Source organism: Bradyrhizobium sp. CCGUVB4N (assembly GCF_024199945.1).
Lineage (GTDB): Bacteria > Pseudomonadota > Alphaproteobacteria > Rhizobiales > Xanthobacteraceae > Bradyrhizobium.
This window is the reverse complement of sequence record NZ_JANADP010000001.1, coordinates 6,176,880-6,202,410: the sequence shown is the minus strand read 5'-3', so window position 1 is coordinate 6,202,410 and position 25,531 is coordinate 6,176,880. Positions and strand designations below refer to the sequence as shown.

Sequence of the window (25,531 nt, the reverse complement as noted above, 5' to 3'; positions counted from 1 at the left end):
GCAATTTCGGTCTCTCGCTTCGATGCAAACGTGATGGAGAGCCGCGGTGCGACGCGGCTCTCTTCTTTTGGGGGATGCTCAACCCGGCAGCATCGCGAACGCGCTCGACACCATCGCGACCTGCTTGTTGTCGGTGGCGGAGAGCAGGGTGACGCGGCCAAAGCTCATGGTGCGTCCGAGCCGCACCACGCGCGCATCCGCCAGCACGTCGGACGAGGAGACCGCGCGCATGAAATGCGTGGTCTGGTCCACCGTCGTCATCGGACGATAGCCGCGATTGGCCGCGAGGTTCGCGATCACCATCGCGGTGTCGGCGAGCGCCATCAAGGCCTGACCGCAGACCACCCCGCCATTGCGGCACAGCCGCTCCGAAAACGGCATGTGGAGCAGCGCGCCCGGCTGCCAATCCGGCGCATCGGCAGGTGGGATGTGCTCGATGCGCTCGACGGACAGGTTAAGATCCTGGATCCAGGGCGCAAAGACCTCGCCGAGGATGCGTCTGGCCTCGGTGATGCCGAACTCGGCGTCTGGCTGCGGTGGCATGGTTGTCGTTCCCTCCTGTGTTTCCGGATGTTTCGCTCATTCTGCCCGCCTGGGAGCGGCAAAGTCACCGGGGTCCGTCGGCTTGAAAATGCCCGACTTCGCCCGATATGATGGCACGCTTGGAGCGGGTGGACGATGTTGCGTCGATGTGTCCTTGTGATTTGCCTGGCCGCGCTCGGTCTGGCGCTGAACGGTTGCACCAGGTGCGGCCCGATCTGGGACGACTGGCTCCATGGGCCGAAATCGTGCAGATCGGATCGGCTCTAGCGGAGCGAAGCGGCGCTCGGAGCCCGTGAAGAAGGTCAGGGATAGGCATCCGCCCCCTCTATCGATGATCAAGGAGTGAATGATGAAGCTTTTCCGTGTGGCCGCGGTGCTGGCGCTGGTGGCTGGACCGGCCTTTGCGCAGGAGTCGCCCCATATCAATCTGATGGCCGATGGCCCTGCCAAGACCGAGGACGAGAAGGCCGCAGATGCCGCGCGCGACAAGGCCTACAAGGAGACGTTGAAGAAGATTCCGGACGCAAAGGCGTCCAGCGATCCCTGGGGCGGCATGCGCGCCGACCCGCCGAAGCAGCCCGCACCGAAGGCCGCCGCCGCCACCAGCGCGCCCAAGAAGACCAAGGCCGGCACGGCCGCCAACTGACCGTAGGCGGCTCAGGAAGCGGACGACGCCTCCTTCCGGGACTCCCGTTGACCCGGCCCTGATCCTACATTCCCTCACAGCGTTGCGTTGAGGAGGCAGGATATGGCGGATCGCCCGCGGGACCTCGCCGAGCGGATGGCACGCCGGCGCAAGCCGGCCGGTGGATCGGGCGGCAATGCCGGCGACGGCTATCTGCGCGAGAGCTTTACTCTGCCTCGGGCGGCCGCCCGGGCAAGGGCGCAGGCGTTCTTCGCGCGCTATCCCAAGGCCGGCTACATGAGCGAGGTCGAGAACTGGCGCGAGCTGCCCGGCGGCGACATCGAATTCACGATGCGGCGGCTGCCCAGCGCCGACTAGCCCTGGTCCGGTCTCTCGACCTGCCGGCTCAGGCCGTCCTGGGCCCGATGTGCCTTCAGCTCCCGATCGATTCGCAGTTGCACGCGACGGATCGCCAGCAGGTCGATCTTCGTCTCGGTTTTGCCTGTCTTGGTCTCGTCGCCGATCCGGAACTGCCATTGCCAAACGCCCGGGATCGCCGTCTTTGCAACCGTGAACTCAACGCCCCTGTGATTCATGGTCACCTCCACGCTTCACCTTGCCATGTCGGCTAACATGTTGGGCGTCGTAAAATTCCTTCGACAAGCAAAATTTGTCGTTAAGTCGCGGATAGTTCATCGGAATTCAGCAAGCGCGCGTGGCTCGAAACAAGCGAAATCGGATTCCGAAAGATGGAACCCGCGAGCGCGTTTTCACGCGGCCCGCGCTCGGCCAGGAACTCTGTTCATGGTGGGAGAACCACGGACAGATGCACGAGCAGCACGCGCGATGGATCCATGCGCGCGCAAGAAAAAAACCCCGCCAGGGGAGAGCCGGGCGGGGTAAGAGGTTATTGGAGGCTGAGGTGCTGGGCTGCAACACCATAGCAAGACAACCGTAGCCCGCTCAGCTTACGACAGCCTGACAGATCGGGACGGATCCGATCACAAGTCGAATTCCATGAATCGGCAACGCTTCTGGCCGCCGGAAACAGAAAACCCCGCTCGGGATCGAGCGGGGTCGACTGGGTATGGTATGGAGGCCCGGTGTTGGTCCACCGGGCCACGTGACGCTAGGAGCCTGTCCGAGTAGTCCCTGTTCAATTGGGTGGGTTTCTGATTCTATTGGCGGCGATGAGCAAGTATTTTCGCCTCTGGAAGATTGATCAGCCGCAGCTTCTGCCGCCCAGCGTGCAGGATTTCGTACCAAGGGACCACTTGTCACGGTTCATCGTGGAACTGGTGCGGGAGAGCCTCGACCTCACCGAGATTAGCGGCAGCTACACGAGTGCGCTCGGCCAGCCGCCGTTCGATCCGCGCCTGATGGTGGGGCTGCTGCTCAACGGCTATGCGAGCGGCATCTACTCCTCCCGGCGCATCGCCAAGGCGTGCATCGAGCGCGCTGACTTCATGATGATCGCAGCCCTCGATGCGCCGGACTTCCGCACCATCTCCGAGTTCCGCAAGCGGCACCTCAACCAGCTGGCCGGGCTATTCGTGCAGGTGTTGAAGCTCGCCGAGAAGGCTGGGCTGGTACGGCTTGGGCATGTCGCGCTCGATGGCACCAAGATCAGGGCGAATGCGTCCAAACACAAGGCGATGAGCTATGGACACATGAAGAAGCGCCAAGCCGAACTGCAGGCCGAGGTCGATCGCTGGCTGGCCGCCGCCGAGGCCGCGGATGCCGAAGACGACAAGCTGCACGGCACCAAACGTGGCGACGAACTGCCCGACTGGGTCGCCGACAAGCAGAAGCGGATCGCCAGGATCGCTGCGGCCAAGGCTGAGCTGGAGGCGGAGGCCAAGGCCGCGGCCGACGAGGAGCGTCGCATCGAGGCCGAGAAGCAGAAGAGCCGCGAGGCTGAGGGTCGCAAGAAGACCGGCAAGCCCGCCGCGCCGCCATCCGACGAGCCTGCCGCAAAGGCACAGCGCAACTTCACCGATCCTGAAAGCCGCATTCTCAAAACCAAGGACGGCTTCATCCAGGGTTATAACGCGCAGGCGGCCGTCGATGGCAAAGCGCAGATCATCGTTGCACACGGGCTGACGCCGAGCACGAGCGACCATGGCCAACTGGTGCCGCTGGTCGATGGCATCGAAGCCAATCTCGGCCACAAGCCACAACAAGCTTCCGCCGACAGCGGCTATCTGAGCGAGGCCAATCTTGCGAGCCTCGAGCAGCGCGGGATCGACGGCTACATCGCCACCGGACGCGCCAAGCGCCCCACCGCCGACAACGGCAAGGTCGGCGGACCGCTGACACAGGCGATGAGAAAAAAGATTGCCGATGGCGGCTTCGACACCCCCTACCGGCTAAGAAAGCAGATCGTGGAGGCGGTGTTCGGACAGATCAAGCAGGCACGCGGCTTCCGCCAGTTCCTGTTGCGGGGCCTGGCCAACGTGCGTGCCGAATGGGCGATGATCTGCACCGCCCACAACCTCGTGAAGCTCGCTAACCTCGCAAGGGCCGCATGAGCGGGATTCGTGTCAAAATGCGCCAACCAGAAAGATATCTGGACGGGCTCCTAGAGCATTCGGCTGACAGGCGCCTTACTCAAGCTTGTGCGGAGCTTGCGTTCGCGCTTAGAGCCGCTCTCACGTCCCAATTCAGACATCCTCGCGCACAACTTCAGACACATCCGTTGGCGACACTTTGCGGGCGGCGAAGCCATGGGGGAAACGTGGCGCGCCGCGAACGGGGTGGCATCATGGACAAGGTAGAGCGGTCATTCGCCGCCGCAACGGCGGCTGGCTTCGTGGTGGCGGTCATCGGGATCGTGCTGCTGGCGCTGATGTAGCGGCGGTCCGGGCGGCACGCGCCGGTCCAAGCGCGAAAACAACCCCATGCACAGTAGGCAACAGCCTGTTTTGCCTGGCGTTTCCTAGTGCACCTTGATCTGGTCCAGCGGCAGACGGAGATCGGCGGCACGCTCCGCGCGATCCCTCCTGCTGAACTCGATTTCCTTGCGCTCGAACTTGCGCATCTCCTCGAGCGCCGCCTCAAGCAGAGAATTGCGCCTGACAGCACCGGCTTGCGTGTTTTCCGTCATGATCCAATTCCCCATTGCGGCAGCCCCGTTTCAAGTCGGGCCTGCGAAAAAGGTTCGGTGCCACAAGATTGCGGAATGATGACGGCGCGTCTTTGATGCGCGTCATCTTCGAAGCAAACGCGTCCTCAGATCTTGCGAAGGGCAGGGGCAGGAGTGGCCGCAGAGAGCCAAGTCGGAAAGCAACCAGGTCGGAAAGCAACAACGCCGCCCGCTTGAAATATATTTGCGGGCGGCGGCTTTCCAGCCCCGAGGGGAAGCGCAAAACCCCGGTAATGATTAGTCTGGATGGACTAGTCAGAGGTTCAATGGTCCACACCTGAAAAGGCGGATTAGGACACATGACAAGACTGCACCGGGCGGCACGGTGGGGCAGGTCGCTGCCATCTCTTTGAACAACAGGTTGCGTTCCGGGGCCCCCAGATTCCGGGCGCTGTCCTGCTTAGGACACTTATCAACGGTGTTGCGTTGAGAGCCATGGGGTGACCCAAGCGGGAGGTCGCCATGGATAGGGCGGAACGGTTCTTTCTTGCGCTGACACTGGTGGGCGGAGCTTGTCTCTGCATCGCGTTCGCGTTGTGGATGCTGGGCGTTTAGGAACGTTCGTTCGTCTGCCAAGTTTTCCCGATGCCCTTCCCCAAGGGCAGACCCAAGTCGAATTGCCCCGGCTCCTTGCCCCTGTGAGCTGGGGCCTTTTTCGTTCACCCGCGATTTGAAATTAACACACGTCCGATTCACATTTGTTGTGGCAGCGGATTGTTAACCGGGAAAAGCTGGCAACATCCGGGGCTGGCAAAGCCATTTCAGTGCGGAATGATTGAAACCCGGAGCATGAGGGCCGCTGTCTTGGGACAGCGGCCCTTTGCTTGGCATCCGCGATGGCAGATGAGCACACTGGCGCGTTGGCCCCGGTTTAGCCGGGGCCGCTTCGATCAGATCTGAGGCGGCCTTAAAGCGCGAGGGCGACGTACAGGAACGCTCCCGCCAATATGGCAGTCCATGCGATCGATAGGGACAGAGCAGCTTGTCGCGCGTCATGGGGCGAGCTTGCTCCCAGAGGCTTACAGGCATCTGACATCACATGGCCATGACAGGGGATGGCAAGCGCGCCCTGCGCTGCTTGAGATGGATCGGAGACCACGGAACCAACTTCGTGGTCGGAGAGCGACGGGACTATCCGGCCTTCCTCTCATTCATCGCGTGTTCCACCTGATCGGCGAGAACGGTCAGATGATCGGCAAGGCGACCAAATAGTTCCTGCTTTGCCTTGTCAGTCGCAAGGTCACGGATGAGGGCGCATTCTGCGGCGTCCTTACGGAGCTTCTCGAGCTGATTTTGATAGTCCTGCATGGCACAGCCAGTTGCTTGTTTTTCCCGACCTTAGACCGGGACAAGCCAATCGGGACACAACAAAAATCAACTTGGGGGTGCCGGGGCTAAAACCCGGCCAGCACCGAATTCCCGGCGCCTGGTCGAAATAGGCCATTCGCAGATGCAAAATAGGCCACCTTGCTTAGCCGCGGCAAGTCGCCCGCTTTTATCGACGCTCAAGTTGGAGTTCTGAGGCCCGGTGAATTCAACCATTCATCGATGCGGGCCGTCATGTCGGCTTGTCGAGCCTTCTCCAGGAGGGCTTCCTTCTCCTGGCCGGACGGCAGCTGTTCGGCTCTCTCCCGCGCTCGTCGAGCTTCTTCAATAAGGCGCTCGCCCTGCGCTCTATCCTGTTTAAACCGGTGGCGTTTCATTTGAACGTCCTCCCGAATGAAAACGCGTGAGGGAAATTAACGTTCGAAACTGGAACCTTACATCAGGTGTTCGCCCGGCGGAACGCGCGATGTTGGCAGAACAAAACAGGCCATTGTGACGACTAGAGCCAGGCTGTCATCGAATTCCACAAAAGAACATATTGCGAACTGAGAACAAATAGTGTACGTTGTTTTTATCGACGACCCGCCGCGCCAATCGTTTGTCCCGCACCCGAATCCTCGCCATAAGGAGCACGACCCAATGTCCACCACTGCCCTGCGTATCGTCGAAGGATCTTCCATGGACAAGAGTAAAGCTCTGGCCGCCGCGCTCTCCCAGATCGAGCGCCAGTTCGGCAAGGGCTCGGTGATGAAGCTCGGCAAGAACGACCGTTCGATGGATATCGAGGCGGTGTCGTCGGGTTCGCTGGGGCTGGATATCGCGCTCGGCATCGGCGGCTTGCCCAAGGGGCGCATCGTCGAGATCTACGGGCCGGAATCGTCGGGCAAGACCACGCTGGCGCTGCACACGGTCGCGGAAGCCCAGAAGAAGGGCGGCATCTGCGCCTTCATCGACGCCGAGCACGCGCTCGATCCGGTCTATGCCCGCAAGCTCGGTGTCAACATCGACGAGCTCCTGATCTCCCAGCCAGACACCGGCGAGCAGGCGCTGGAAATCTGCGACACGCTGGTGCGCTCGGGCGCGGTCGACGTGCTGGTGGTCGATTCGGTCGCGGCGCTGGTGCCGAAGGCTGAGCTCGAAGGCGAGATGGGCGATGCGCTGCCGGGTCTGCAGGCGCGTCTGATGAGCCAGGCGCTGCGCAAGCTGACGGCCTCCATCAACAAGTCCAACACCATGGTGATCTTCATCAACCAGATCCGCATGAAGATCGGTGTGATGTACGGTTCGCCCGAGACCACGACCGGCGGCAACGCGCTGAAGTTCTATGCCTCCGTCCGCCTCGACATCCGCCGCATCGGCGCGATCAAGGAGCGCGACGAAGTGGTCGGCAACACCACCCGCGTCAAGGTGGTGAAGAACAAGCTGGCGCCGCCTTTCAAGCAGGTCGAGTTCGACATCATGTACGGTGAGGGCGTCTCCAAGATGGGCGAGATCCTCGATCTCGGTGTCAAGGCCGGCATCGTCGAAAAGTCCGGCGCCTGGTTCTCCTATGACAGCCAGCGCCTCGGCCAGGGCCGCGAGAACTCGAAAGCGTTTTTGAAGTCCAACCCCGACATCACCGCCAAGATCGAGACCGCGATCCGCCAGAACTCCGGCCTGATCTCCGAGCAGATTTTGGCTGGCACGCCCGAGAGCGACGCCGACGGCGAGGAGCCCGCGGACGAGTAAGCCTTAAACAGTAGAGTTTCGCGAGGAGCGGGCGCTGAGGACGTTGAGTTGCCGACGTCATCAGCGCCCGTTTCTCTTTGCGTTGTCGTGATCGGGTGGTGTGATGAAGCGTCTGATCTTGACTGGTTGGGGCGGCGGGAGCGAGCTTGCGCGATCGGGCTTGGCCGAGATCGTCATCCCGTTCCATTTTCAATTCGCGTGGGGGCCTCTCCCATCGCCAGAAAAGCTCTCGGCCTATTTCGCGGCCTACACGGCAGATCTTGGCCCGGCTGAACACTGGTCGGATTGGGTTCGTTGGCCACGGGGTACCAAGGGGCGCAAATTATCCCTGGCCGAGTTTTGCGAGCCTTATGACGAGATCGAACTCTGGTTCGCGGCGACCGCCCGAGACCAATTGCAACTCGTCTGGTTGCTCGACCACCTCAGTGGTTGTCCTGCGCTGGCCCAGAAGCTCACGTTGCGATTGCTGGACTCCGATCTGAGGTTCAGTCCCGATTATGATTTCGCCAAGTCCGAGCCGCATATTCCTGTCGGGGACGTCCGTGCTGAGGACTTCGAGACAGCCAAGTTGGCGTGGTCGGCCTACCGCGCGCCGACCCCTGAGCCCTGCACCAAACTTCTTCACCGCGATTTGAGTGGCTTGCTCATGCTGCGGCCAGCCTTGCTAGAGCTTCTGGCAGAGCTCCCGTCTCCCTTGACAGGACTCGGTGCGACGGAAATGCGATTTTTGGAGATGCTTGACTGGTATGTGAACACGAATCCGTTGTTCCATCTAAGCTCGTTACGCGGCACTTACGTATGGGGTGAGGTCGAACTGGGATATTTGCTCGAAGGCCTCGCCCTCGGCCCCAAGCCTGCTGTGGCCGGGTTAGGCGACGAACTTCGTACCATCGACCTTCAAAATCTAAGAGCTCGGCACGAAGTCTATCTCCGCAGCCGGTTGTCGTTGACGGAGTTTGGGAAGGCCGTCCTGGCCCACCGGGAAGACTTCAGCCGCCATAATCCCATCGACCGCTGGTGGGGCGGCACGCATCTGACCAACGAGCAGCTGTGGCGCTACGGCGCTGTACTGACCAAGCCCTGAGACGACCGACATGACGAAGCTCATCGTGACGACCGACTCGTCCATCGCCGGCGCCATCCAACAGGCAGGCCTTGCTGATCTCGTGATTGCGATTGAGCGCCGGCTGGTCTGGAGACCGTTGCCCTCCGCTGCTGAGCGCGATGCGTTCTTTGCGGCGCGTACAACGCAGCCACATGGTTTTCATTGGCTCGACGATACACCGTCTTGGCGCCTTGAAGAATCGGGCGCGAAGGATCTCGGATTGATCGAATTGTTTGCGCAATACGATGCGGTCGAGTTTTGGCGAGGGCCGGAGCCAAATGCGCAATTGATCCTGCTCTGGCTGCTCGATCATTGGCGCCGTACGCGCAACGTGGATCCCGGCTTTGTCGTACGCTGTCTCCCCGTGGGTGCGAGAGATATCGCGCCGCCGCGGGGAGAGCTCTATCCGCCGATTGTCGAGATTGAATCTCACGAACTCAAATTAGCCAGCCGTGCATGGCGGGCCTATTGTGCGCCAACTCCGGAAAGTTGGCGCGATCTCTTCAAGACGAATTTGGCCTGGTTGCCGCAACTTTCGCCCTATGCAACGGCTCTCCTCGAAGAGCTGCCGCGCCCCTCTTCGGGCCTTGGAGCCGCGGAGCTGCGGATACTCCAGCTCATCGCCCGAGGCGGCCTGCAGCCTTTCGATGTCTTTCCGGGTCGTCAGAAGCACGCGGAGCTGCATGTCTACGGATATTGGGAAGTTGGCGAATTGCTTGATGGGCTCGCCCGGTGCGACAGGCCCGCGGTCGCTGGATTGGATGAAGGCCCGTTTTCACTGGACATGCACAACGATTCCAACCGTCTCCAACGGTACAAGCAATCCCGATTGTCGCTGACCGAGTTCGGCAAGGCGGTGCTGGGAGGCGACCAGAATTTTCGCCAGCACAACCGGATCGATCGGTGGTGGGGCGGCACTCACCTGACCAACGAGCGGCTCTGGCGGTGGGACGGGGAGACCCATTCGTTGGTTGCGCCGGCCTGATGTGTGTTCCTGTTTTTGTGTATCAACCTTTAGGCGGCAATCGTGTCTCATTTGATCTTGGCGACGAACCATCTCGCAGAGAACGTCCTTGGCCAATCAGGCCTGGCGAACCTCGCGCTCGGGTTCTCTCTGCGCTTCGTCTCGGGGAAGTTGCCGTCAGAGGAGCAGCTCTTGATGGGGCTGGAGCGGCGAACGGCAAAGCACTGCAATTCGGGGGATCATTGGCTTGATGACACTTGTCGCGGCTCGCTGAATGGTTTCGGCACGCGCGATATCGGTTTCTTCGAGCTATGCGCGAAGTTCGATTCGATCGAAGTGTGGGTTGACCCGCTCCATAGTGATCAACTCGTGCTGGTCTGGCTCCTCGACCTGCTTCGCCCCTACAAGGAGATCACGTCGAAGCTGAGTTTGGTGCATACGGATGTCGAGGTCGCGAACTATGCTCCGGAGTCTGTCGCAAAATGGAAGTTGCCGGCCTGCAAGGTGGCCGACAACCATTTGGTGACCGCAAGCCGCGCCTGGCGAGCCCATCGGGCTGCAACGCCAGAACCCTGTTTCGACCTGCTGATGACGGATCTGATGATCCTGCCGAGGCTTCGAGCGGCACTCGTTGCGATGCTTGGGGAGCTTCCGGACAGCGTGACGGGACTCGGTGCCAGCGAAATGGACATTCTGGCCGATGTGAACGATGGGCATACCGACCCAAGGCTCGTCACCGAGGCAAGATGGATTCGCGATGTGTTCGACGAAAACGAAGCGAGAAATTCCTTGCTCGACCTGGCGGATTATTCGGCGCCGCCGGTTCTGTTGGGCGATCCGGCGTTCGACAATGAGGACCGCTACTTCGGCAGGAGCGAGTGGAAGGTCACGCTGACCGACCTCGGGCGTTCGCTTGTCGCCCGCGAAGACGACATGTGGCGCCACAACTCCATCAAGCGCTGGTGGGGCGGCACTGAACTGACCAACGAGAAGCTTTGGCGATGGGATCGCGAAAGCCGGTCGTTGGTTGCGCCTTAGCTACGCGTTCAGTGCCGTAGGGTGGATTAGCCGAAGGCGTAATCCACCGTGTCTGTCTCCGTTAAGGCAGAAGTGGTGGGTTACGCCAGCGTCCGCGCTTCGCGCAGCCGCCCGCTAACCCACCCTACGAAATTTACTCCGCGGCCTCCGCGTAATCGCTCACCGGCGGGCACGAGCACACCAGGTTGCGGTCGCCATAGACGTTGTCGACGCGGCCGACCGGGCACCAATATTTGTCGGTGCGCGAGGTGCCCTGGGGGAAGCAGCCCTCGCTGCGGGCGTAGGCGCGCTTCCAATCGTCGTCCGCGATGTCGTGCACGGTGTGCGGGGCGTGGCGCAGAGGCGAGGCCTCGATCTTGAAGCGGCCGGCCTCGACCTCGGCGATTTCTTTTCGGATCGCGATCATGGCATCGCAGAACCGATCGAGCTCCGCCTTGGATTCCGACTCGGTCGGCTCGATCATCAGCGTGCCCGGCACCGGAAAGCTCATGGTCGGGGCATGGAAGCCGTAGTCGATCAAGCGCTTTGCGATGTCATCGACGGTGACGCCCGAAGTTGCCTTCAGCGGACGGGGATCGACGATGCACTCATGCGCGACGCGGCCCCTGGCGTTCTTGTAGAGCACCGGGAAGTGCGCATCGAGCCTTGCCGCGACGTAATTGGCGTTGAGGATCGCGATCTCGGTTGCGCGCTTCAAGCCTTCGCCGCCCATCATCAGGATGTAGATGTAGGAGATGGTGAGGATCGAGGCCGAACCGAACGGCGCGGCCGAGACCGGACCGACCGCAGCATCCGCCTTTGTCGCGGGGTGACCCGGCAGGAACGGCGCGAGATGCGCCTTCACGCCGATCGGGCCCATGCCAGGGCCACCGCCGCCATGCGGGATGCAGAAGGTCTTGTGCAGGTTGAGATGGCTGACGTCGGCGCCGTAATCGCCGGGCCGCGACAGCCCGACCTGCGCGTTGAGGTTGGCACCGTCGAGATACACCTGGCCGCCATGGCCGTGCACGATGTCGCAGATCTCGCGGATATGCTCCTCGAACACGCCATGCGTCGAGGGATAGGTGATCATGACCGCGGCGAGATCGTTCGAATGCTTCTCCGCCTTGGCGCGGAGATCGTTGACGTCGACGTCGCCGTTCGCCTCGCAGGCGACTACCACCACGTCCATGCCGACCATCGCGGCCGAGGCCGGGTTGGTGCCATGGGCGGAGGAGGGGATCAGGCAGATCTTTCGATGCGTCTCGCCGCGCGCGGCGTGATAACCGCGGATCGCGAGCAAGCCGGCATACTCTCCTTGCGCGCCCGAATTCGGCTGCAGCGAGATCGCGTCATAGCCGGTGATGTCGCACAGCCATTTTTCCAGCCGCGCGAACAGCGCGTGATAGCCGGCGGCCTGCTCGCGCGGCGCGAACGGGTGCAGACTGCCGAATTCCGGCCAGGTCAGCGGCATCATCTCGGTGGTCGCGTTCAGCTTCATGGTGCAGGAGCCGAGCGGAATCATCGCGCGGTCGAGCGCGAGGTCGCGATCGCTGAGCTTGCGCATATAGCGCAGCATCTCGGTTTCCGAGCGATGCGCGTGGAAAACGGGATGGGTCAGGAACGCCGTGGTGCGCTTCAGCGCCTCCGGCAGCGCTTCGCGCGTGGTGGCGTCGATCTCGGCGTAGGACAGCTGGCCGCCGAACGCGCGCCAGACAGCTTCCACAGTCGCGGGCGTCGTGGTCTCGTCGAGTGCGATGCGGAGCGCAGTTTCACCAACGCCGAGATTGATTGTCTCGGCGGTCGCGCGCGCGATGATCTCGGCTCGCTCAGCGCCGGCATCGACGCTGAGCGTATCGAAGAAGGCCTCAGACTGCGGCGCAAAGCCGAGCTTGCGCAGGCCGGCCGCGAGCACGGCCGCGCGGCGATGCACGTTGCGTGCGATCTGCGCGAGACCCTCGGGGCCGTGATAGGTCGCATACATCGCCGCAATCACGGCAAGCAGCACCTGCGCGGTGCAGATGTTGGAGGTCGCCTTCTCGCGGCGGATGTGCTGCTCGCGGGTCTGCAGCGCCAGGCGATAGGCCGGTGCGCCGCGCGAGTCCACCGAGAGGCCGACAATGCGGCCGGGCAGCGAGCGCTTCAGCGCATCGCGCACCGCCATATAAGCCGCGTGCGGTCCGCCGTAACCCATCGGCACGCCAAAGCGCTGCGCGGAGCCGATCGCGATGTCGGCGCCAAGCTCGCCGGGCGAGGCGATCAGCGTCAAGGCCAGCAGGTCGGCGGCAACGATCGCGAGCGCACCCTTGGCCTTCAGCGCCGCAATCGCGGGCCTGAGGTCGCGCACCGCGCCCGAGGTTCCAGGATATTGCAGCAGCGCGCCCAGCACGTCTTGCTTGTCGAGATCGGTGAGGGGATCGCCGACGACCAGCGACCAGCCGAGCGGTTCGGCGCGGGTGCGCATCACAGCGAGCGTCTGCGGATGCACGTCCTTGTCGACGAAGAAGGCCTTGGCCTCGACCCGCGAATGCCGCTCGGCGAGCGCCATGGCTTCGGCTGCGGCAGTGGCCTCATCGAGCAGCGAGGCGTTGGCGACGTCGAGCCCGGTGAGGTCGCAGATCATGGTCTGGAAGTTGAACAGCGCCTCCAGCCGGCCCTGGCTGATCTCGGGCTGGTAGGGCGTATACGCCGTGTACCAGGCGGGGTTTTCGAGGATGTTGCGCTGGATCACCGCGGGCAGGATCGTGCCGGAATAGCCCTGGCCGATCAGCGAGGTGAAGACCTGGTTCTGGCGCGCGAGCTCGGCCATATGTGCGATCGCCTCGGTCTCGCTCAGCGGCTTGCCGAGATCGAGCGGGGCTGCCTGCCGGATCGAGGCGGGCAGCGTTTCTGCCATTAATGCGTCGACGCTCTTGGCGTTGACGGTCTCGAGCATTGCGGTGACATCGCGCGCCGAGGGGCCGATGTGGCGGCGTGCGAAATTAGCGGCGGTATCGCCGTTCGACTTGCGGTGCGCGGTCATCGCTTGCTCCATCGTCCTTAAGCCGTGTGTGCCTTGTAGGCGGCTTCATCCATGAGGCCACCAAGCTCGCTCTTGTCGGCAATCTTGATCTTGAAGAACCAGGCTTTGCTCTGTGCATCCGAGTTCACCAGCGCTGGCTCGGCGGCGAGTTCGGCGTTGGTCTCGAGCACTTCGCCGGTAACAGGCGCGTAGACGTCGGAAGCGGCCTTCACCGATTCCACGACGGCGGCGGCTTCCGCCTTCTTCAGGGTGCGGCCGACCTTGGGCAGTTCGACGAACACGACGTCGCCGAGCTGCGACTGCGCGTAATCCGTGATGCCGACGGTTGCGACATCGCCGTCGATCGCGAGCCATTCGTGGTCGGTGGTGTACAGCGTCGTGGTCATTTTCTTGTCCTCAGCGTTTGTAGGTGTTTTTCACGAAGGGCATGGCGGCGACGGTGAGCGGCAAACGTTGCCCGCGCACTTCCGCAAAGAGTTTTGTATCGAGTGCGCTTGAGGCAGTGGGCACGTAGCCCATCGCCACCGGCGCATTCAGGCTCGGGCCGAAGCCGCCCGAGGTGACCTTTCCGATTGCGTCACCGCCCTCGCTGTTCGCGAACAGCAGCGCGCCTTCGCGCACCGGCGCGCGGCCCTCAGTGCGCAGGCCGACGCGGCGGCGAGCTGCGCCGTGATCGAAATGAGCGAGGATCTTGTCGGCACCAGGAAAACCGCCGGCGCGGGCGCCGCCGGTGCGGCGGCTCTTCTGCACCGACCATTCCAGCGCGGCCTCGACCGGCGTCGTGTCGGTGTCGATGTCGTGGCCATAGAGACAGAGCCCGGCTTCCAGCCGCAGGCTGTCGCGGGCACCAAGGCCGATCGGCATCACATCGGAGTTGTCCAGCAATGTCTTGGCGAGGCGCTCGGCATCGCTAGCTGCCACCGAGATCTCAAAACCGTCCTCGCCGGTGTAGCCCGAGCGCGAGACGAAGCAGGGGAGGCCGGCAACCTCGTGCGGGCCGGCATCCATGAACTTCATGGCGGGCGCTGCTGCACATAATTTCGCCAGCGCTGACTCGGCCTTTGGGCCCTGCAACGCGATCAGCGCGCGATCGGCAAGCGAATCGATGATGCAGGTGTCGGAGAGATTCGCGCGCAGATGCGCCTCGTCCTCGGCCTTGCAGGCAGCGTTGACGACCAGGAACAGGTGATCGCCGAAATTGGCGACCATCAGATCGTCCAGAAGCCCGCCATCTTCATTGGTGAACTGGGCGTAGCGCTGCCGTCCCGGTGCAATCGCCACAATATCCTGCGGCACCAGCCGCTCCAGCGCGCGGGCGGCGTCCTCGACCTTGCCGGATTTCGGCCGAAGGGCGATCTGGCCCATGTGGGAGACGTCGAACAGGCCGGCGGAGGAGCGGGTCTGAAGGTGCTCCTTGAGGACGCCTGCGGGGTACTGCACGGGCATGTCATAGCCCGCGAACGGCACCATCTTGCCGCCCAGCGTCACATGAAGGTCGTAGAGGGGGGTACGTTTCAGGGAGTCTTTGTCGTCACGCACGGACATCGCAGGGGTCCTCGGCGGTTCCCCGGGGACGATTCCCCGGAAGCAACCAGTCGAAGCCCCATCTGTCGCTGTGCCTGAGAGTATTATCCCGTCGGCGGACGCAGTCCGGGCTTCAAGCCCGTCGGCGCCTCTTTCCAGATGTCGTCAAAGCCACGCGGTCCTTTTGCCTGAGAGTTTCCGGGGCGGTTGCTCCTTCGGCGCCGGCAATGAAGCCGGTCTCTCCCGACGTGGCCGTACGATACAGATGGGTACAGACCACAGCCCGGCCAAGCCTGTCAACGCGCACCTGGCGGCTTTCCAACGGGATTGCGCGACTGCGGCAACCCTCTGATCTTTCTGCACAGTTTCTGGACAGCGAAGCTGGCCTTGTCTAAAAGCGCTTTGGCCCGCAGATATCAGCCCAAATCACCGGTTTGGATGGCACGAAAAGCGGGTCCAAGCACACCCGATTGGATGAACATGAGCGGCGTCAACGAGATCAGGTCGACCTTTCTGAACTTCTTTGCCGAGAACGGCCACGAGATCGTGTCGTCCTCGCCATTGGTGCCGCGCAACGATCCGACGTTGATGTTCACCAATGCCGGCATGGTGCAGTTCAAGAACGTCTTTACCGGCGTCGAGAAGCGGCCCTATCAGCGCGCCACCACGTCGCAGAAATGCGTGCGCGCCGGCGGCAAGCATAACGACCTCGACAATGTCGGCTACACCGCGCGCCATCTCACCTTCTTCGAGATGCTCGGCAACTTCTCGTTCGGCGACTATTTCAAGGAGCGCGCGATCGAGCTGGCCTGGAAGCTGATCACCAAGGAATACGGGCTGAAGAAGGACAAGCTGCTCGTCACCGTCTATCACACCGACGACGAGGCGGCCGGACTCTGGAAGAAGATCGCCGGCTTCTCCGACGACCGCATCATCCGCATCCCGACCTCGGACAATTTCTGGGCGATGGGCGACACCGGCCCGTGCGGCCCGTGCTCGGAAATCTTCATCGATCGCGGCGATCACATCTGGGGCGGCCCTCCTGGCTCGCCGGAAGAGGACGGCGACCGCTTCCTCGAATTCTGGAATCTCGTGTTCATGCAATACGAGCAGGTGACGAAGGAGCAGCGCGTTGATCTGCCGCGTCCCTCGATCGACACCGGCATGGGCCTCGAGCGCATGGCCAGCGTCATGCAGGGCGTCGACAGCGTGTTCGAGACCGACCTGTTCCGCCATTTGATCGACGCGACCTCGTCCGCGCTGGGCAGCGGACCGAACGAGCAGACCGTCGCCTCGTTCCGCGTCATCGCCGACCATCTGCGCTCCTCGGCCTTCTTGGTCGCGGACGGCGTGCTGCCCTCGAACGAAGGCCGCGGCTACGTGCTGCGCCGGATCATGCGCCGCGCGATGCGCCATGCGCAGCTGCTCGGCGCCAAAGAGCCGCTGATGCATCGCCTGGTCTGGGCGCTGGTCCGTGAGATGGGCCAGGCCTATCCCGATTTGATGCGCGCGGAAAACCTGATCGAGGAGACGCTGCGGCTGGAAGAGACCCGCTTCCGCAAAACTCTGTCGCGCGGCTTGGCCATTTTGGATGAGAAGAGCGCGGGCCTGAAGAAGGGCGACATGTTCGACGGCGACGTCGCTTTCACGCTGTACGACACCTATGGTTTTCCGCTCGACCTGACGCAGGACGCGCTGAAGTCGCGCGGCATCGGCGTCGACCAGGCCTCGTTCACCGACGCGATGGAGCGGCAGAAGGCGAAGGCGCGCGAGTCCTGGAAGGGGTCTGGCGAAGCGGCTTCTGAGGCGATCTGGTTCCCGCTGCGCGAAAAGCTCGGGGCCACCGAATTCCTGGGCTACGAGACCGAGAGCGCTGAAGGTGTGGTCTCCGCGCTGGTGAAGGACGGCGCTGAGGTTGCCAGCCTCAAGGCCGGCGACACCGGTGCGCTGCTGCTGAACCAGACGCCGTTCTATGCGGAGTCCGGCGGCCAGGTCGGCGACACCGGCGTGCTGACGGGCGAGGGCGGCATCAAATTCCGCGTCACCGACACGCAGAAGAAGCTCGGCGATTTCTTCGTTCACGTCGGCACGCTGGAGAGCGGCGAGCTGAAGGTCGGCGCCGCGCTGCAGCTCGAGGTCGATCATTCCAGGCGCTCGTCGATCCGCGCGCATCATTCGGCGACGCATCTCATCCATGAGGCGCTGCGCCAGGTGCTCGGCGATCACATCGCCCAGCGCGGCTCGATGGTGGCGCCGGATCGTCTGCGCTTCGACTTCGTGCATCCGAAGCCGATCACGGCCGAAGAGCTTGCGCGTGTCGAGGACATCGCCAACGACGTGGTGCTGGAGAACGACGAGGTCACCACCCGCGTCATGGGCGTCGACGAGGCCCGCGAGGCCGGCGCGCGCGCGCTGTTCGGCGAGAAGTATGGCGACGAGGTTCGTGTCGTCTCGATGGGCAAGACCGCGCGCGAGCGCGGCACCAACGCGCTCGGCTGGTCGGTCGAGCTCTGCGGCGGCACCCATGTGCGGCGCACCGGCGATATCGGCCTGATCACGCTGACCGGCGAGAGCGCGGTGGCCTCGGGCGTGCGCCGCATCGAGGCTTTGACCGGCAACTACGCGCGCAAGCACGCCAACGAGACGATGGCGCTGGCGAAGACCGCGGCGAGCGAACTGCGGACCTCGATCGACGACGTTCCGGCGCGCATCACCGCGCTGATGGAGGAGCGCAAGAAGCTCGAGCGCGAGCTCTCGGATGCCCGCAAGAAGCTCGCGATGGGCGGCGGCGCGTCTGCCGGTGATGGCGCAGCCTCGGGTGTGCGCGAAGTTGCCGGCGTCAAGCTGATGGCGCGTGCGGTCGAAGGCATCGAGATGAAGGATCTCAAGAGCCTCGCCGACGACGGCAAGAAGCAGATCGGCTCCGGCGTTGTCGCCATCGTCGGCGTCACCGAGGACGGCAAGGCCGGCGTCGTGGTCGGCGTCACCGCCGATCTCACCGCGCGCTTCAATGCGGTCAATCTGGTGAAGATCGCCTCCGAAGCGCTCGGCGGCAAGGGCGGCGGCGGCCGTCCCGACATGGCGCAGGCCGGCGGCCCCGACGGCGGCAAGGCGACCGAGGCGCTAACTGCGATCGAAAAAGCGATGGCAGGCGCTTAAAGGCAGATGGGCCTCGTTCCGCGAGGGCGTGGCCTGCGCGATCCCGATCTGAGGGATCGCCTCTACGAATTGCTGGAGCACGATCCCTTGGCCTATTCGGCCGGATCGCGCTTCATCCAGATCATCATCGGCGTCATCGTGCTCGATGTCCTCGCGATGATCCTGGCCTCGGTGCCGGAGCTGGATGCGCAATACGGTGCGCTGTTCTCCGGGATCAAGATCCTCTGCGTCATCGTGTTCGCGCTGGAATATGCCGCGCGGCTCTGGACGGTGGCGGGCCATACGCCGCGCAATCGCTCGCCGCTCGCCGACCGGCTCGGCTATGCCTTCTCGGCGCTCGGCATCATCGACCTCATGGCGTTCCTGCCTGCCGCGATCGTGCTGGTGATGGGGCGGCACGCAACGCTGGCCGCGCTCGGCGTGCTGCCGTTCTTCAAGCTGATCCGATATTCACCCGCGATGCGCTCGCTGCTCGCCGCCGTGCATGCCGAGCGGCGGGCGCTGATCGGCTGCCTCGTCATCCTGACCGGCGCGGTGTTGACGTTCGCCTCGCTGCTGTACGCCGTCGAGCGCGACGTGCAGCCGACCAAGCTCGGCACCATCCCGGACGCGATGTGGTGGGCGATCGTGACGCTCGGCACCGTCGGCTATGGCGACGTCGTGCCGGTGACGGCGCTCGGCAAGATCATCTCGGTCCTCACCATCATCAGCGGCTTCGCCATGATCGCGCTGCCGGTCGCGATCATTTCCACCGCCTTCGCCGAAGAGGTGAAGCGGCGCGATTTCGTCGTGACCTGGGGGATGCTCGCCCGCGTGCCGCTGTTCTCGCATCTCGCGGCCGGCGAAATCGCCGACATCATGCGGCTGCTCCGCGCGCGCACGATCGAACAGGGCGAGGTGCTGGTGCGGCGGGGCGATGCGGCCTCGTCGATGTATTTCATCACCGCCGGCGAGGTTGAGATCGCGCTGCCGAGCCAGCAGGTGCGGCTCGGCGACGGCACGTTTTTCGGCGAGATCGCGCTGCTGCACAAGACCAAGCGCAGCGGCACGGTGACGGCGACGCGCAAGACGCGGCTCTTGCTGCTCGACGCCCAGGATTTTCACGCCCTGATCGCGCGCATGCCGACGCTCGCCGCCCACGTCCGCGAGACGGCGCGCGCGCGGCTGGAGGAGACCGGCGATCTCGCCGCGGCCGAGCTCGCGCAGGCCGAGCGCGAGGGCACCGACCGCTAGGCGGTCAGCCCTTCTTCAGGAAGACGTACTCGGCCGAGTAGGGCGCGCTTTTGAACTCGCCGGCCTTGTCGCAAGGACCCTCGAGCTTGCCGCCATGGGTGTTGATGCGCTGGACCGTGGTGACCGGCGTCAGCACGCCGCTGCCGCGGCGGGAGGCGACCTCGAGCTTCAGCCAGGGAATATCGGCCGCCGTTGCGCCCGGAGCATTGCCGATCGCCTTGCCCACGACGGCGCTGCCGTCGGCGTGCTCCCAGTTCGGCCCCGCATAGTGGCGGCCGATGGTCTTGCCCTCCGAGAGCAGCGTCGCGATCGGCTCGCGGAAAGCCCAGGCGAGCTTGCCGTCGGTGCCGGCCTTGCACTCATAGACCTGCGCGCCCTCGGCGTGGACGCTGAGCACGACGCTCTCGCCGGCGGCGGCGATGGCCTCGGGCAGCGTCTCGGCGGCGGAGGCAGGCGCGGCCATGGCGGCGAGCAGCAGCAGGCAGCGGGCAACAAACTTGGTCGACATGGTCGTATCTCTCCGCAAGGGGCTCTCAAAAAACGAACGGGCCGCGTGTGAGACGCGGCCCGGGATGATGTCTGGCCCAGTCGGGCGAAAATGCGGATGGCAGCTTAGGCCGCCAGCGCCTTCACAAGGTTGTCAGCGACCTTGTCGAGGAAGCCGGTGGTCGAGAGCCAGCGCTGGTCGGCGCCGACCAGGAGCGCGAGGTCCTTGGTCATGTAGCCTTCCTCGACCGTGTCGACGCAGACCTTTTCCAGCGTGGCCGCGAACTTCGCGAGCGCCGGATTGTTGTCGAGCTTGGCGCGGTGCGACAGGCCACGGGTCCAGGCGAAGATCGACGCGATCGAGTTGGTCGAGGTCTCCTTGCCCTTCTGGTGCTCGCGGTAGTGGCGGGTCACCGTGCCGTGGGCGGCTTCGGCTTCCACCGTCTTGCCATCGGGGGTGAGCAGCACCGAGGTCATCAGGCCGAGCGAGCCGTAGCCCTGCGCCACGGTGTCGGACTGCACGTCGCCGTCGTAGTTCTTACAGGCCCAGACGTAGCCGCCGGACCACTTCAGCGCCGAGGCGACCATGTCGTCGATCAGGCGGTGCTCGTAGGTCAGGCCCTTGGCGTCGAACTCCTTCTTGAACTCCTTGTCGAAGATCTCCTGGAAGATGTCCTTGAAGCGGCCGTCATAGACCTTCAGAATCGTGTTCTTGGTCGACAGGTACACCGGGTAGCCGCGCAGCAGGCCGTAGTTGAAGGAGGCGCGGGCGAAGTCGATGATGGAGTCGTCGAGATTGTACATCTCCATGGCGACGCCGGCGCCCGGAGCCTTGAACACTTCCTTCTCGATCACGGTGCCGTCCTCGCCGACGAACTTCAGCGAGAGGGTGCCCTTGCCCGGGAACTTGATGTCGGTGGCGCGGTACTGGTCGCCATAGGCGTGGCGGCCGATGATGATCGGCTTGGTCCAGCCGGGAACCAGGCGCGGCACGTTCTTGCAGATGATCGGCTCGCGGAAGATCACGCCGCCGAGGATGTTGCGGATGGTGCCGTTCGGCGACTTCCACATCTGCTTGAGGTTGAACTCCTTCACCCGGGCCTCGTCCGGGGTGATGGTGGCGCACTTGACGCCGACGCCGACCTTCTTGATCGCCTCGGCGGCGTCGATGGTCACCTGATCGTTGGTGTGGTCGCGGTACTCCATGCCCAGGTCGAAATACTGCAGCTCGACATCCAGGAACGGGTTGATCAGCTTGTCCTTGATGTACTGCCAGATGATCCGGGTCATCTCGTCGCCATCGAGCTCGACGACGGGATTGGATACCTTGATTTTTGCCATGATCGGAGAAGCCTTCTTGGGAACTGGAGGAAATCTCCCGCGCTATAGCACCGCCCGAGGGCGGGCGGAAGCGGAGCGGTTATGCACTTTCAGCCCATCTTTTCGCCGAGAACCGCCATTCCCTGAGGTCGGAATGACGGCCCTCGCACCTTGTTTGGGCACCGATCCCCGGAGCGAACCGGCGCCCTCCGAGAACGCTTCTAAAAGGCGGCCTGGGTGGCCGTGCCGGCCACGATGTACCAGGTCACGAACAGGCCGGAGATCAGGGCGCCCGGCAGGCTCGATCCGGTCCGTCGCCAGGTGAAGGTCGCGATCACGGCGACGATCGCGAGCAGCGGCACGAACTGGATGGCGACGATGGTCGAGAGCGGCACGAAGCCGGGATCGGGGAGCGGGTTGAACAGCTTTCCGGTCAGCCAGAGCGTGCCGTATTGCAGGACCAGCAGCACGATGAAGCCGAACGTCAGCGCCAGGATATTGGTCAGATAAAGCGCGAGCCGCGGCGCCTCCATGGTCGAGAAATTCCGGTGCAGCACGTGCAGCGCCACGACGAAAAACGCCGTGAACGGAATCAGGTAGATCAGGAAGATCACAAACTGCTTCTGGTTCATCAGCTTCAGGGCGATGATCCAGAATCGGAAGTCGATCTTGAAGGCGAGGTCGGCGAGCCACAGCGCGGCATAGCCGACGGCGACAGAGACAATTGCGATCGCGAGCGACTGGCCGAGCAGCCCGGTCCGCCCCTTGCGCTTCGGGGCGAAGCCCATCAGCGCCAGCGTGATCAGGCCGTTGATGATGGCCCAGACCAGGATCTGGTTCGTGATGCCCTGCGGCAGGTACGCCGACGGCGTCACGAAGCTGCCGCCCAGTGCAAAGGCGGGGTAGTAGGTCAGCGCCGGAATGAACGCGGACAGGATGAAAGCTGTGGTCCAGCGCCGGCCGGTGGCGGCGTGATGCGGCGGCATGGTGCCGTCGGGGACCGCGGGCAGGCGGAGGCGGGAGAACATCTGCGCTTCGAGCAGGCCGTCGAAAGTGCCGATCAACAGCGCGACGAAACCAACAAACGCGATCAGCGTGCCAAGCTCCTTGCGGAACCAGATCTGGTCGTCGGCCGGCCGCGGCGTGCCGCCCTGCAGCGTCTTGGCGAACCAGTCGAGGCTGTAGCCGATCGCCTCATGCGAGATGTGTTCGGCCGGGTGCGTGATCGCAGGCGTGTACAGCACCCGGGCGGTCCCGGCCGCCGGGTCGCCATAGACCTTGCCCGGCTCAACCGGCCCCTGCGTGCCGAACATCGCCCACAGCTTGGGGCTCTTGGTGACATCGCGGGCGAGATCGACGCCCCACATCAACGTGGAGAATTCCTCGTACTGGGCGAACACCAGCGCCACATTGCGCGGCCAGCTGGGAGTGCCGTCGGCCGCAAAGGGCTTACCGGTCGAGGAGCCTTCCAGCACCATCGACTTGTAGTCGTTCGGCATCGCGGTGGCCGCGGCCAGCACAGTCCAGCCACCCATCGAATGACCCTCGAGGCCGATATTGGCCTTGTCGACGATGTCGAGGCTGCGCAGATAAGCGAGGCCGTCAGGGCCGCCGAAGCCGTTGGCGAAGGCGGGTGGATCGCTATAGCCATGGCCGGTCTGGTCCAGCGCCAGCACGACATAGCCGCGGCGGGCGAATTCGATGGCGAAGCCATCCTGGGTCTCGCGGGAATTGATGTAGCCGTGGACGGCGAGGATGCCGGGTGCCGGGGTCTGTGCGGTGGCATTTTGGGGGATGTAGAGCAGGGCACTCATGGTGTTGCCCTTGGCGCCCTTGAACCTGACATCCTGGATCCGGATGCCGCCTGATGTCTGCGTCAGATGGGCGATGAGGCCGCCCGCCACGATCAGGACCAGTCCCAGAAGCGCCAATTTCCATCGGCTCAGCATCGCCATCCCCCCACTCAATCGTTGCTTCAGCTCAGGCCTTTCGGCTTCGCTTTGGTTGTGGTTGATAGCCATATCCGAAAGCAATGCGCGCGCAAGCCGAGCGGTGAAATCGTCCCCAATTGAGGTGCGATTGCGGTTTCGCAAACGCCGCTAACCCTGTTATCTCCCTTGAGAAATTGCGCCGCGCGGAAGGCGGGCGGGCGGCGTGGATGAAGGTTTGGATCAGGGTCTTCGGACAGACGTTCAAGCTCTTCGGAAGCCGAAAGCTGAAGCAGAAAGTGGATTGAGATGTCCGGCACCGACAAGACCAAGGCAGGGCTCGCACTCGACGGCCCCATCGTGATCCTGGTCGAACCGCAGCTCGGGGAAAATATCGGTATGGCCGCGCGCGCCATGGGTAATTTCGCCCTGAGCCGCTTGCGCATCGTCAACCCGCGTGACGGCTGGCCGAACATCGCAGCCCAGCGGGCCGCCGCCGGCGCCGACCACATTCTGGAAACGGTCGAACTGTTCGACACAGTGGAGCAGGCGGTGGCCGACCTCGACCTGCTGTTCGCCACCACCGCGCGACCTCATGATCAGGCCAAGCCGGTGGTGGGGCCGGAAGCGGCCGCCGCGGAGATTTCGGGACACGTTGCCACCGGCGGCAAGGCCGGCATCTTGTTCGGCCGGGAGCGCTGGGGCCTGACCAATGAGGAGGTCGGGCTCTCCAACCGCATCATCACCTTCCCGGTCAATCCGGGCTTTGCCTCGCTCAACCTTGCCCAGGCCGTGCTGCTGGTCGGCTATGAATGGTTCAAGCGCGCGACATCAGGCGAACTGCCGCACGGCATGCCGGAACGCTCCGAGCGCGCCTCGCAGCACCAGATGCAGTCCTTCTTCGACAACCTCATCCGCGAGCTCGACCGCGTCGAATTTTTGCGCCCGGCCGAGAAGCGCGACACCATGCTGGTCAACCTGCGCAACATCTTCTCCAGGATGGAGCCGACCAAGCAGGACATGCACACGCTCCACGGCGTGGTGATGGCCATCGCGGAAGGCCGCAAGGGCCCGGCCAAGGGCGGCGTGCTCGATGGCGAGCAGGCCACGCGCCTGCGCGCGCTGCTGGCCGAGCACGGCCAGGGCGGCGGCGTGCCCGACAGCGGCTCCACCGTGCGCGGCCTTGCGCGCCTGCTCCGCCGCAACCCGACCGATGCCGAGCGCCTGCTCTGGCAGGCGCTCACGCGCGATCGCCGTTTTGCAGGTGGGTTCAAGCGCCAGACCCCCGTGGGCCGCCACATCCCGGATTTCGTCTCCTTTCCGCACCGGATCGCGATCGAGCTGGTGAATCCAGGCGAGGGCGAGACGATTGCCGCCGACCGCGCGTCGCGGCGGGCATGGCTGGAGGCGCGCGATTATCGCGTGCTGGAGATCCGCGCGGCGGATGTCGAGCGCGATCTCGAGGCGGAGCTGGTGCGGCTTGCCGGGATGGTGGAGCAGGGCGCGTAGGTGTCGAAGGCAAAGGTCTCGTAGGGTGGGCAAAGCGAAGCGTGCCCACCATCTCTAGCTCGTGGGCACGGCGCTTCGCGCCTTTGCCCACCCTATGAGACCGTCACCTATCGCCCGAGCTGCACGTCGCGTTCGACGGCAATCCATGTCGTCTTCGCCACGGCCAGCAAGGTCCCGCTTTCATCATGCAGTGCCGCTTCGGCCATGCGCTTGCGGCCGTCGCGGCTGGTTGGCCATGCCGTGATGATGCAGCGCGTGCCGGGGCGCGGGCGGGCTTCAATCCGCGCTGACATCCGCCCGAGCAGGAGCGGCGTCTTGTCGACGGCGTTGTTTTGCGGATCGCAATTGCAGGCGAAGCCGGTGGGGCAGTCGAGTGCGGACCAGAGAAATTCTGGCGCGACCAGGCCGTCCTCGGCGGCCAGGTTCTGATCCGGTGTCCAGCTCGCTGCGAGGACGGGCGTGTGTGCGTGACGTTCGAGCGGTCCGGCGAAAATGCGCAGGCCGTCTCCTTTCGTCCTTGCGGGGCCACAGACGAAACAGGTCGGCAGTGGATGCTCCTGCGGCTTGATCGGCGTCAGCAATTCGGCGGCGCTGGCTTCCGCGAAGCTGGCTGTTTCCAGCCGCGCGAGTTCGACGCTCACTGCACGCCCGGTGGCGACGACCCTGGCACCATCGCGAAGCTCCCATGTGCTGTCGTCCGTTGCGATCGCAGCGAGCGGTGTGTCGAGCGGAGGCGGCGCGCGCAGCGTCACCTCGGCGCCGCCGGGAATGTGCTGGGCCAGCCGGCCGCAGACATAGCCGCCATTGCCGGAGTTCGGCGGGCCGCAATAGCGCTTGTCGATGATGATCTCGGTCAACGGTTAGATTCCTGAAGTTTCCACGGCGTCATGGCCGGGC

21 protein-coding genes, 1 pseudogene and 1 riboswitch are annotated in these 25,531 nt (G+C 63.9%); of the genes and pseudogenes, 10 read left to right on the top strand and 12 right to left on the bottom strand.

Annotated elements, in window-relative coordinates; genetic code table 11:
- Nucleotides 1-78: 78 nt before the first annotated feature.
- Nucleotides 79-543, bottom strand: coding sequence for a PaaI family thioesterase (locus NLM31_RS28820; RefSeq protein WP_254194449.1), 465 nt, complete (start codon nucleotides 541-543; stop codon nucleotides 79-81).
- Nucleotides 544-892: 349 nt separating this feature from the next.
- On the opposite strand from NLM31_RS28820, the gene NLM31_RS28815 reads away from it, so the two are divergent.
- Complete coding sequence (locus NLM31_RS28815) at nucleotides 893-1,189, top strand: hypothetical protein (RefSeq protein ID WP_254135460.1); 297 nt, start codon at nucleotides 893-895, stop codon at nucleotides 1,187-1,189.
- Nucleotides 1,190-1,291: 102 nt separating this feature from the next.
- Complete coding sequence (locus NLM31_RS28810) at nucleotides 1,292-1,546, top strand: hypothetical protein (protein ID WP_254132536.1); 255 nt, start codon at nucleotides 1,292-1,294, stop codon at nucleotides 1,544-1,546.
- 28 nt (nucleotides 1,547-1,574) lie between these two features.
- On the opposite strand, the pseudogene NLM31_RS28805 reads toward NLM31_RS28810, so the two are convergent.
- Nucleotides 1,575-1,764: pseudogene (locus tag NLM31_RS28805) on the bottom strand (hypothetical protein).
- A gap of 594 nt (nucleotides 1,765-2,358) precedes the next feature.
- On the opposite strand from NLM31_RS28805, the gene NLM31_RS28800 reads away from it, so the two are divergent.
- The gene (locus NLM31_RS28800) at nucleotides 2,359-3,699 is read left to right on the top strand and encodes an IS1182 family transposase (protein WP_254191428.1); all 1,341 of its coding nucleotides are present in this window, start codon (nucleotides 2,359-2,361) and stop codon (nucleotides 3,697-3,699) included.
- A 407-nt stretch (nucleotides 3,700-4,106) separates the two neighbouring features.
- Here the strand turns inward: NLM31_RS28800 and NLM31_RS28795 are convergent, their stop codons facing one another.
- The 3 genes from NLM31_RS28795 to NLM31_RS28785 all read right to left on the bottom strand — a co-directional run bounded on the left by NLM31_RS28795 (nucleotide 4,107) and on the right by NLM31_RS28785 (nucleotide 6,016).
- Nucleotides 4,107-4,274: a hypothetical protein gene (locus tag NLM31_RS28795; RefSeq protein WP_254194448.1), complete on the bottom strand. Its 168-nt coding sequence runs from the start codon at nucleotides 4,272-4,274 to the stop codon at nucleotides 4,107-4,109.
- A 1,170-nt stretch (nucleotides 4,275-5,444) separates the two neighbouring features.
- Entirely contained in the window at nucleotides 5,445-5,621 is a 177-nt protein-coding gene (locus NLM31_RS28790) for a hypothetical protein (protein ID WP_254194447.1), read from the bottom strand.
- Between the two features lie 197 nt (nucleotides 5,622-5,818).
- Entirely contained in the window at nucleotides 5,819-6,016 is a 198-nt protein-coding gene (locus tag NLM31_RS28785; protein ID WP_254132532.1) for a hypothetical protein, read from the bottom strand.
- Between the two features lie 262 nt (nucleotides 6,017-6,278).
- Here NLM31_RS28785 and recA point away from each other — a divergent pair, with 262 nt between their 5' ends.
- The 4 genes from recA to NLM31_RS28765 all read left to right on the top strand — a co-directional run bounded on the left by recA (nucleotide 6,279) and on the right by NLM31_RS28765 (nucleotide 10,474).
- Nucleotides 6,279-7,367, top strand: coding sequence for a recombinase RecA (recA, locus tag NLM31_RS28780; protein ID WP_057747344.1), 1,089 nt, complete (start codon nucleotides 6,279-6,281; stop codon nucleotides 7,365-7,367).
- A 103-nt stretch (nucleotides 7,368-7,470) separates the two neighbouring features.
- Nucleotides 7,471-8,451: a hypothetical protein gene (locus NLM31_RS28775; protein ID WP_254194446.1), complete on the top strand. Its 981-nt coding sequence runs from the start codon at nucleotides 7,471-7,473 to the stop codon at nucleotides 8,449-8,451.
- 10 nt (nucleotides 8,452-8,461) lie between these two features.
- Nucleotides 8,462-9,457 carry a hypothetical protein gene (locus tag NLM31_RS28770; protein WP_254194445.1) on the top strand — a complete coding sequence of 332 codons (996 nt, stop codon included), beginning with the start codon at nucleotides 8,462-8,464 and terminating at the stop codon, nucleotides 9,455-9,457.
- Nucleotides 9,458-9,499: 42 nt separating this feature from the next.
- Nucleotides 9,500-10,474, top strand: a complete 975-nt coding sequence (locus NLM31_RS28765) for a hypothetical protein (protein ID WP_254194444.1) — start codon at nucleotides 9,500-9,502, stop codon at nucleotides 10,472-10,474.
- Between the two features lie 133 nt (nucleotides 10,475-10,607).
- Here NLM31_RS28765 and gcvP read toward each other — a convergent pair whose 3' ends face one another.
- Genes gcvP through gcvT form a run of 3 tightly spaced genes read right to left on the bottom strand, consistent with a single transcriptional unit; the run spans nucleotide 10,608 to nucleotide 15,020 of the window.
- Nucleotides 10,608-13,475: an aminomethyl-transferring glycine dehydrogenase gene (gene gcvP / locus NLM31_RS28760; protein ID WP_254194443.1), complete on the bottom strand. Its 2,868-nt coding sequence runs from the start codon at nucleotides 13,473-13,475 to the stop codon at nucleotides 10,608-10,610.
- A gap of 17 nt (nucleotides 13,476-13,492) precedes the next feature.
- Nucleotides 13,493-13,861 (bottom strand): glycine cleavage system protein GcvH, encoded by a 369-nt coding sequence (gene gcvH / locus NLM31_RS28755; protein WP_254132527.1) that lies wholly within the window; start codon nucleotides 13,859-13,861, stop codon nucleotides 13,493-13,495.
- 10 nt (nucleotides 13,862-13,871) lie between these two features.
- Nucleotides 13,872-15,020, bottom strand: a complete 1,149-nt coding sequence (gene gcvT / locus NLM31_RS28750) for a glycine cleavage system aminomethyltransferase GcvT (RefSeq protein WP_254132526.1) — start codon at nucleotides 15,018-15,020, stop codon at nucleotides 13,872-13,874.
- A gap of 146 nt (nucleotides 15,021-15,166) precedes the next feature.
- Nucleotides 15,167-15,255: riboswitch (glycine riboswitch) on the bottom strand.
- Between the two features lie 224 nt (nucleotides 15,256-15,479).
- Between gcvT and alaS the strand changes: the two genes are divergently transcribed.
- Nucleotides 15,480-18,158, top strand: coding sequence for an alanine--tRNA ligase (gene alaS / locus NLM31_RS28745; protein ID WP_254194442.1), 2,679 nt, complete (start codon nucleotides 15,480-15,482; stop codon nucleotides 18,156-18,158).
- Between the two features lie 6 nt (nucleotides 18,159-18,164).
- The gene (locus NLM31_RS28740; protein WP_254194441.1) at nucleotides 18,165-19,391 is read left to right on the top strand and encodes a cyclic nucleotide-gated ion channel; all 1,227 of its coding nucleotides are present in this window, start codon (nucleotides 18,165-18,167) and stop codon (nucleotides 19,389-19,391) included.
- Between the two features lie 4 nt (nucleotides 19,392-19,395).
- On the opposite strand, the gene NLM31_RS28735 is transcribed toward NLM31_RS28740, so the two are convergent.
- From NLM31_RS28735 to NLM31_RS28725, 3 genes are all read right to left on the bottom strand, one after another.
- Nucleotides 19,396-19,899, bottom strand: coding sequence for a DUF3455 domain-containing protein (locus NLM31_RS28735; RefSeq protein ID WP_254132523.1), 504 nt, complete (start codon nucleotides 19,897-19,899; stop codon nucleotides 19,396-19,398).
- A 104-nt stretch (nucleotides 19,900-20,003) separates the two neighbouring features.
- Nucleotides 20,004-21,218, bottom strand: a complete 1,215-nt coding sequence (locus NLM31_RS28730; RefSeq protein ID WP_254194440.1) for an NADP-dependent isocitrate dehydrogenase — start codon at nucleotides 21,216-21,218, stop codon at nucleotides 20,004-20,006.
- Between the two features lie 200 nt (nucleotides 21,219-21,418).
- Nucleotides 21,419-23,146, bottom strand: coding sequence for a S9 family peptidase (locus NLM31_RS28725; RefSeq protein ID WP_254194439.1), 1,728 nt, complete (start codon nucleotides 23,144-23,146; stop codon nucleotides 21,419-21,421).
- Between the two features lie 288 nt (nucleotides 23,147-23,434).
- Between NLM31_RS28725 and NLM31_RS28720 the strand changes: the two genes are divergently transcribed.
- Nucleotides 23,435-24,634 (top strand): TrmJ/YjtD family RNA methyltransferase, encoded by a 1,200-nt coding sequence (locus NLM31_RS28720; protein WP_254194438.1) that lies wholly within the window; start codon nucleotides 23,435-23,437, stop codon nucleotides 24,632-24,634.
- A 107-nt stretch (nucleotides 24,635-24,741) separates the two neighbouring features.
- Here the strand turns inward: NLM31_RS28720 and NLM31_RS28715 are convergent, their stop codons facing one another.
- The gene (locus tag NLM31_RS28715) at nucleotides 24,742-25,491 is read right to left on the bottom strand and encodes a hypothetical protein (RefSeq protein WP_254194437.1); all 750 of its coding nucleotides are present in this window, start codon (nucleotides 25,489-25,491) and stop codon (nucleotides 24,742-24,744) included.
- Nucleotides 25,492-25,531 lie beyond the last annotated feature (40 nt).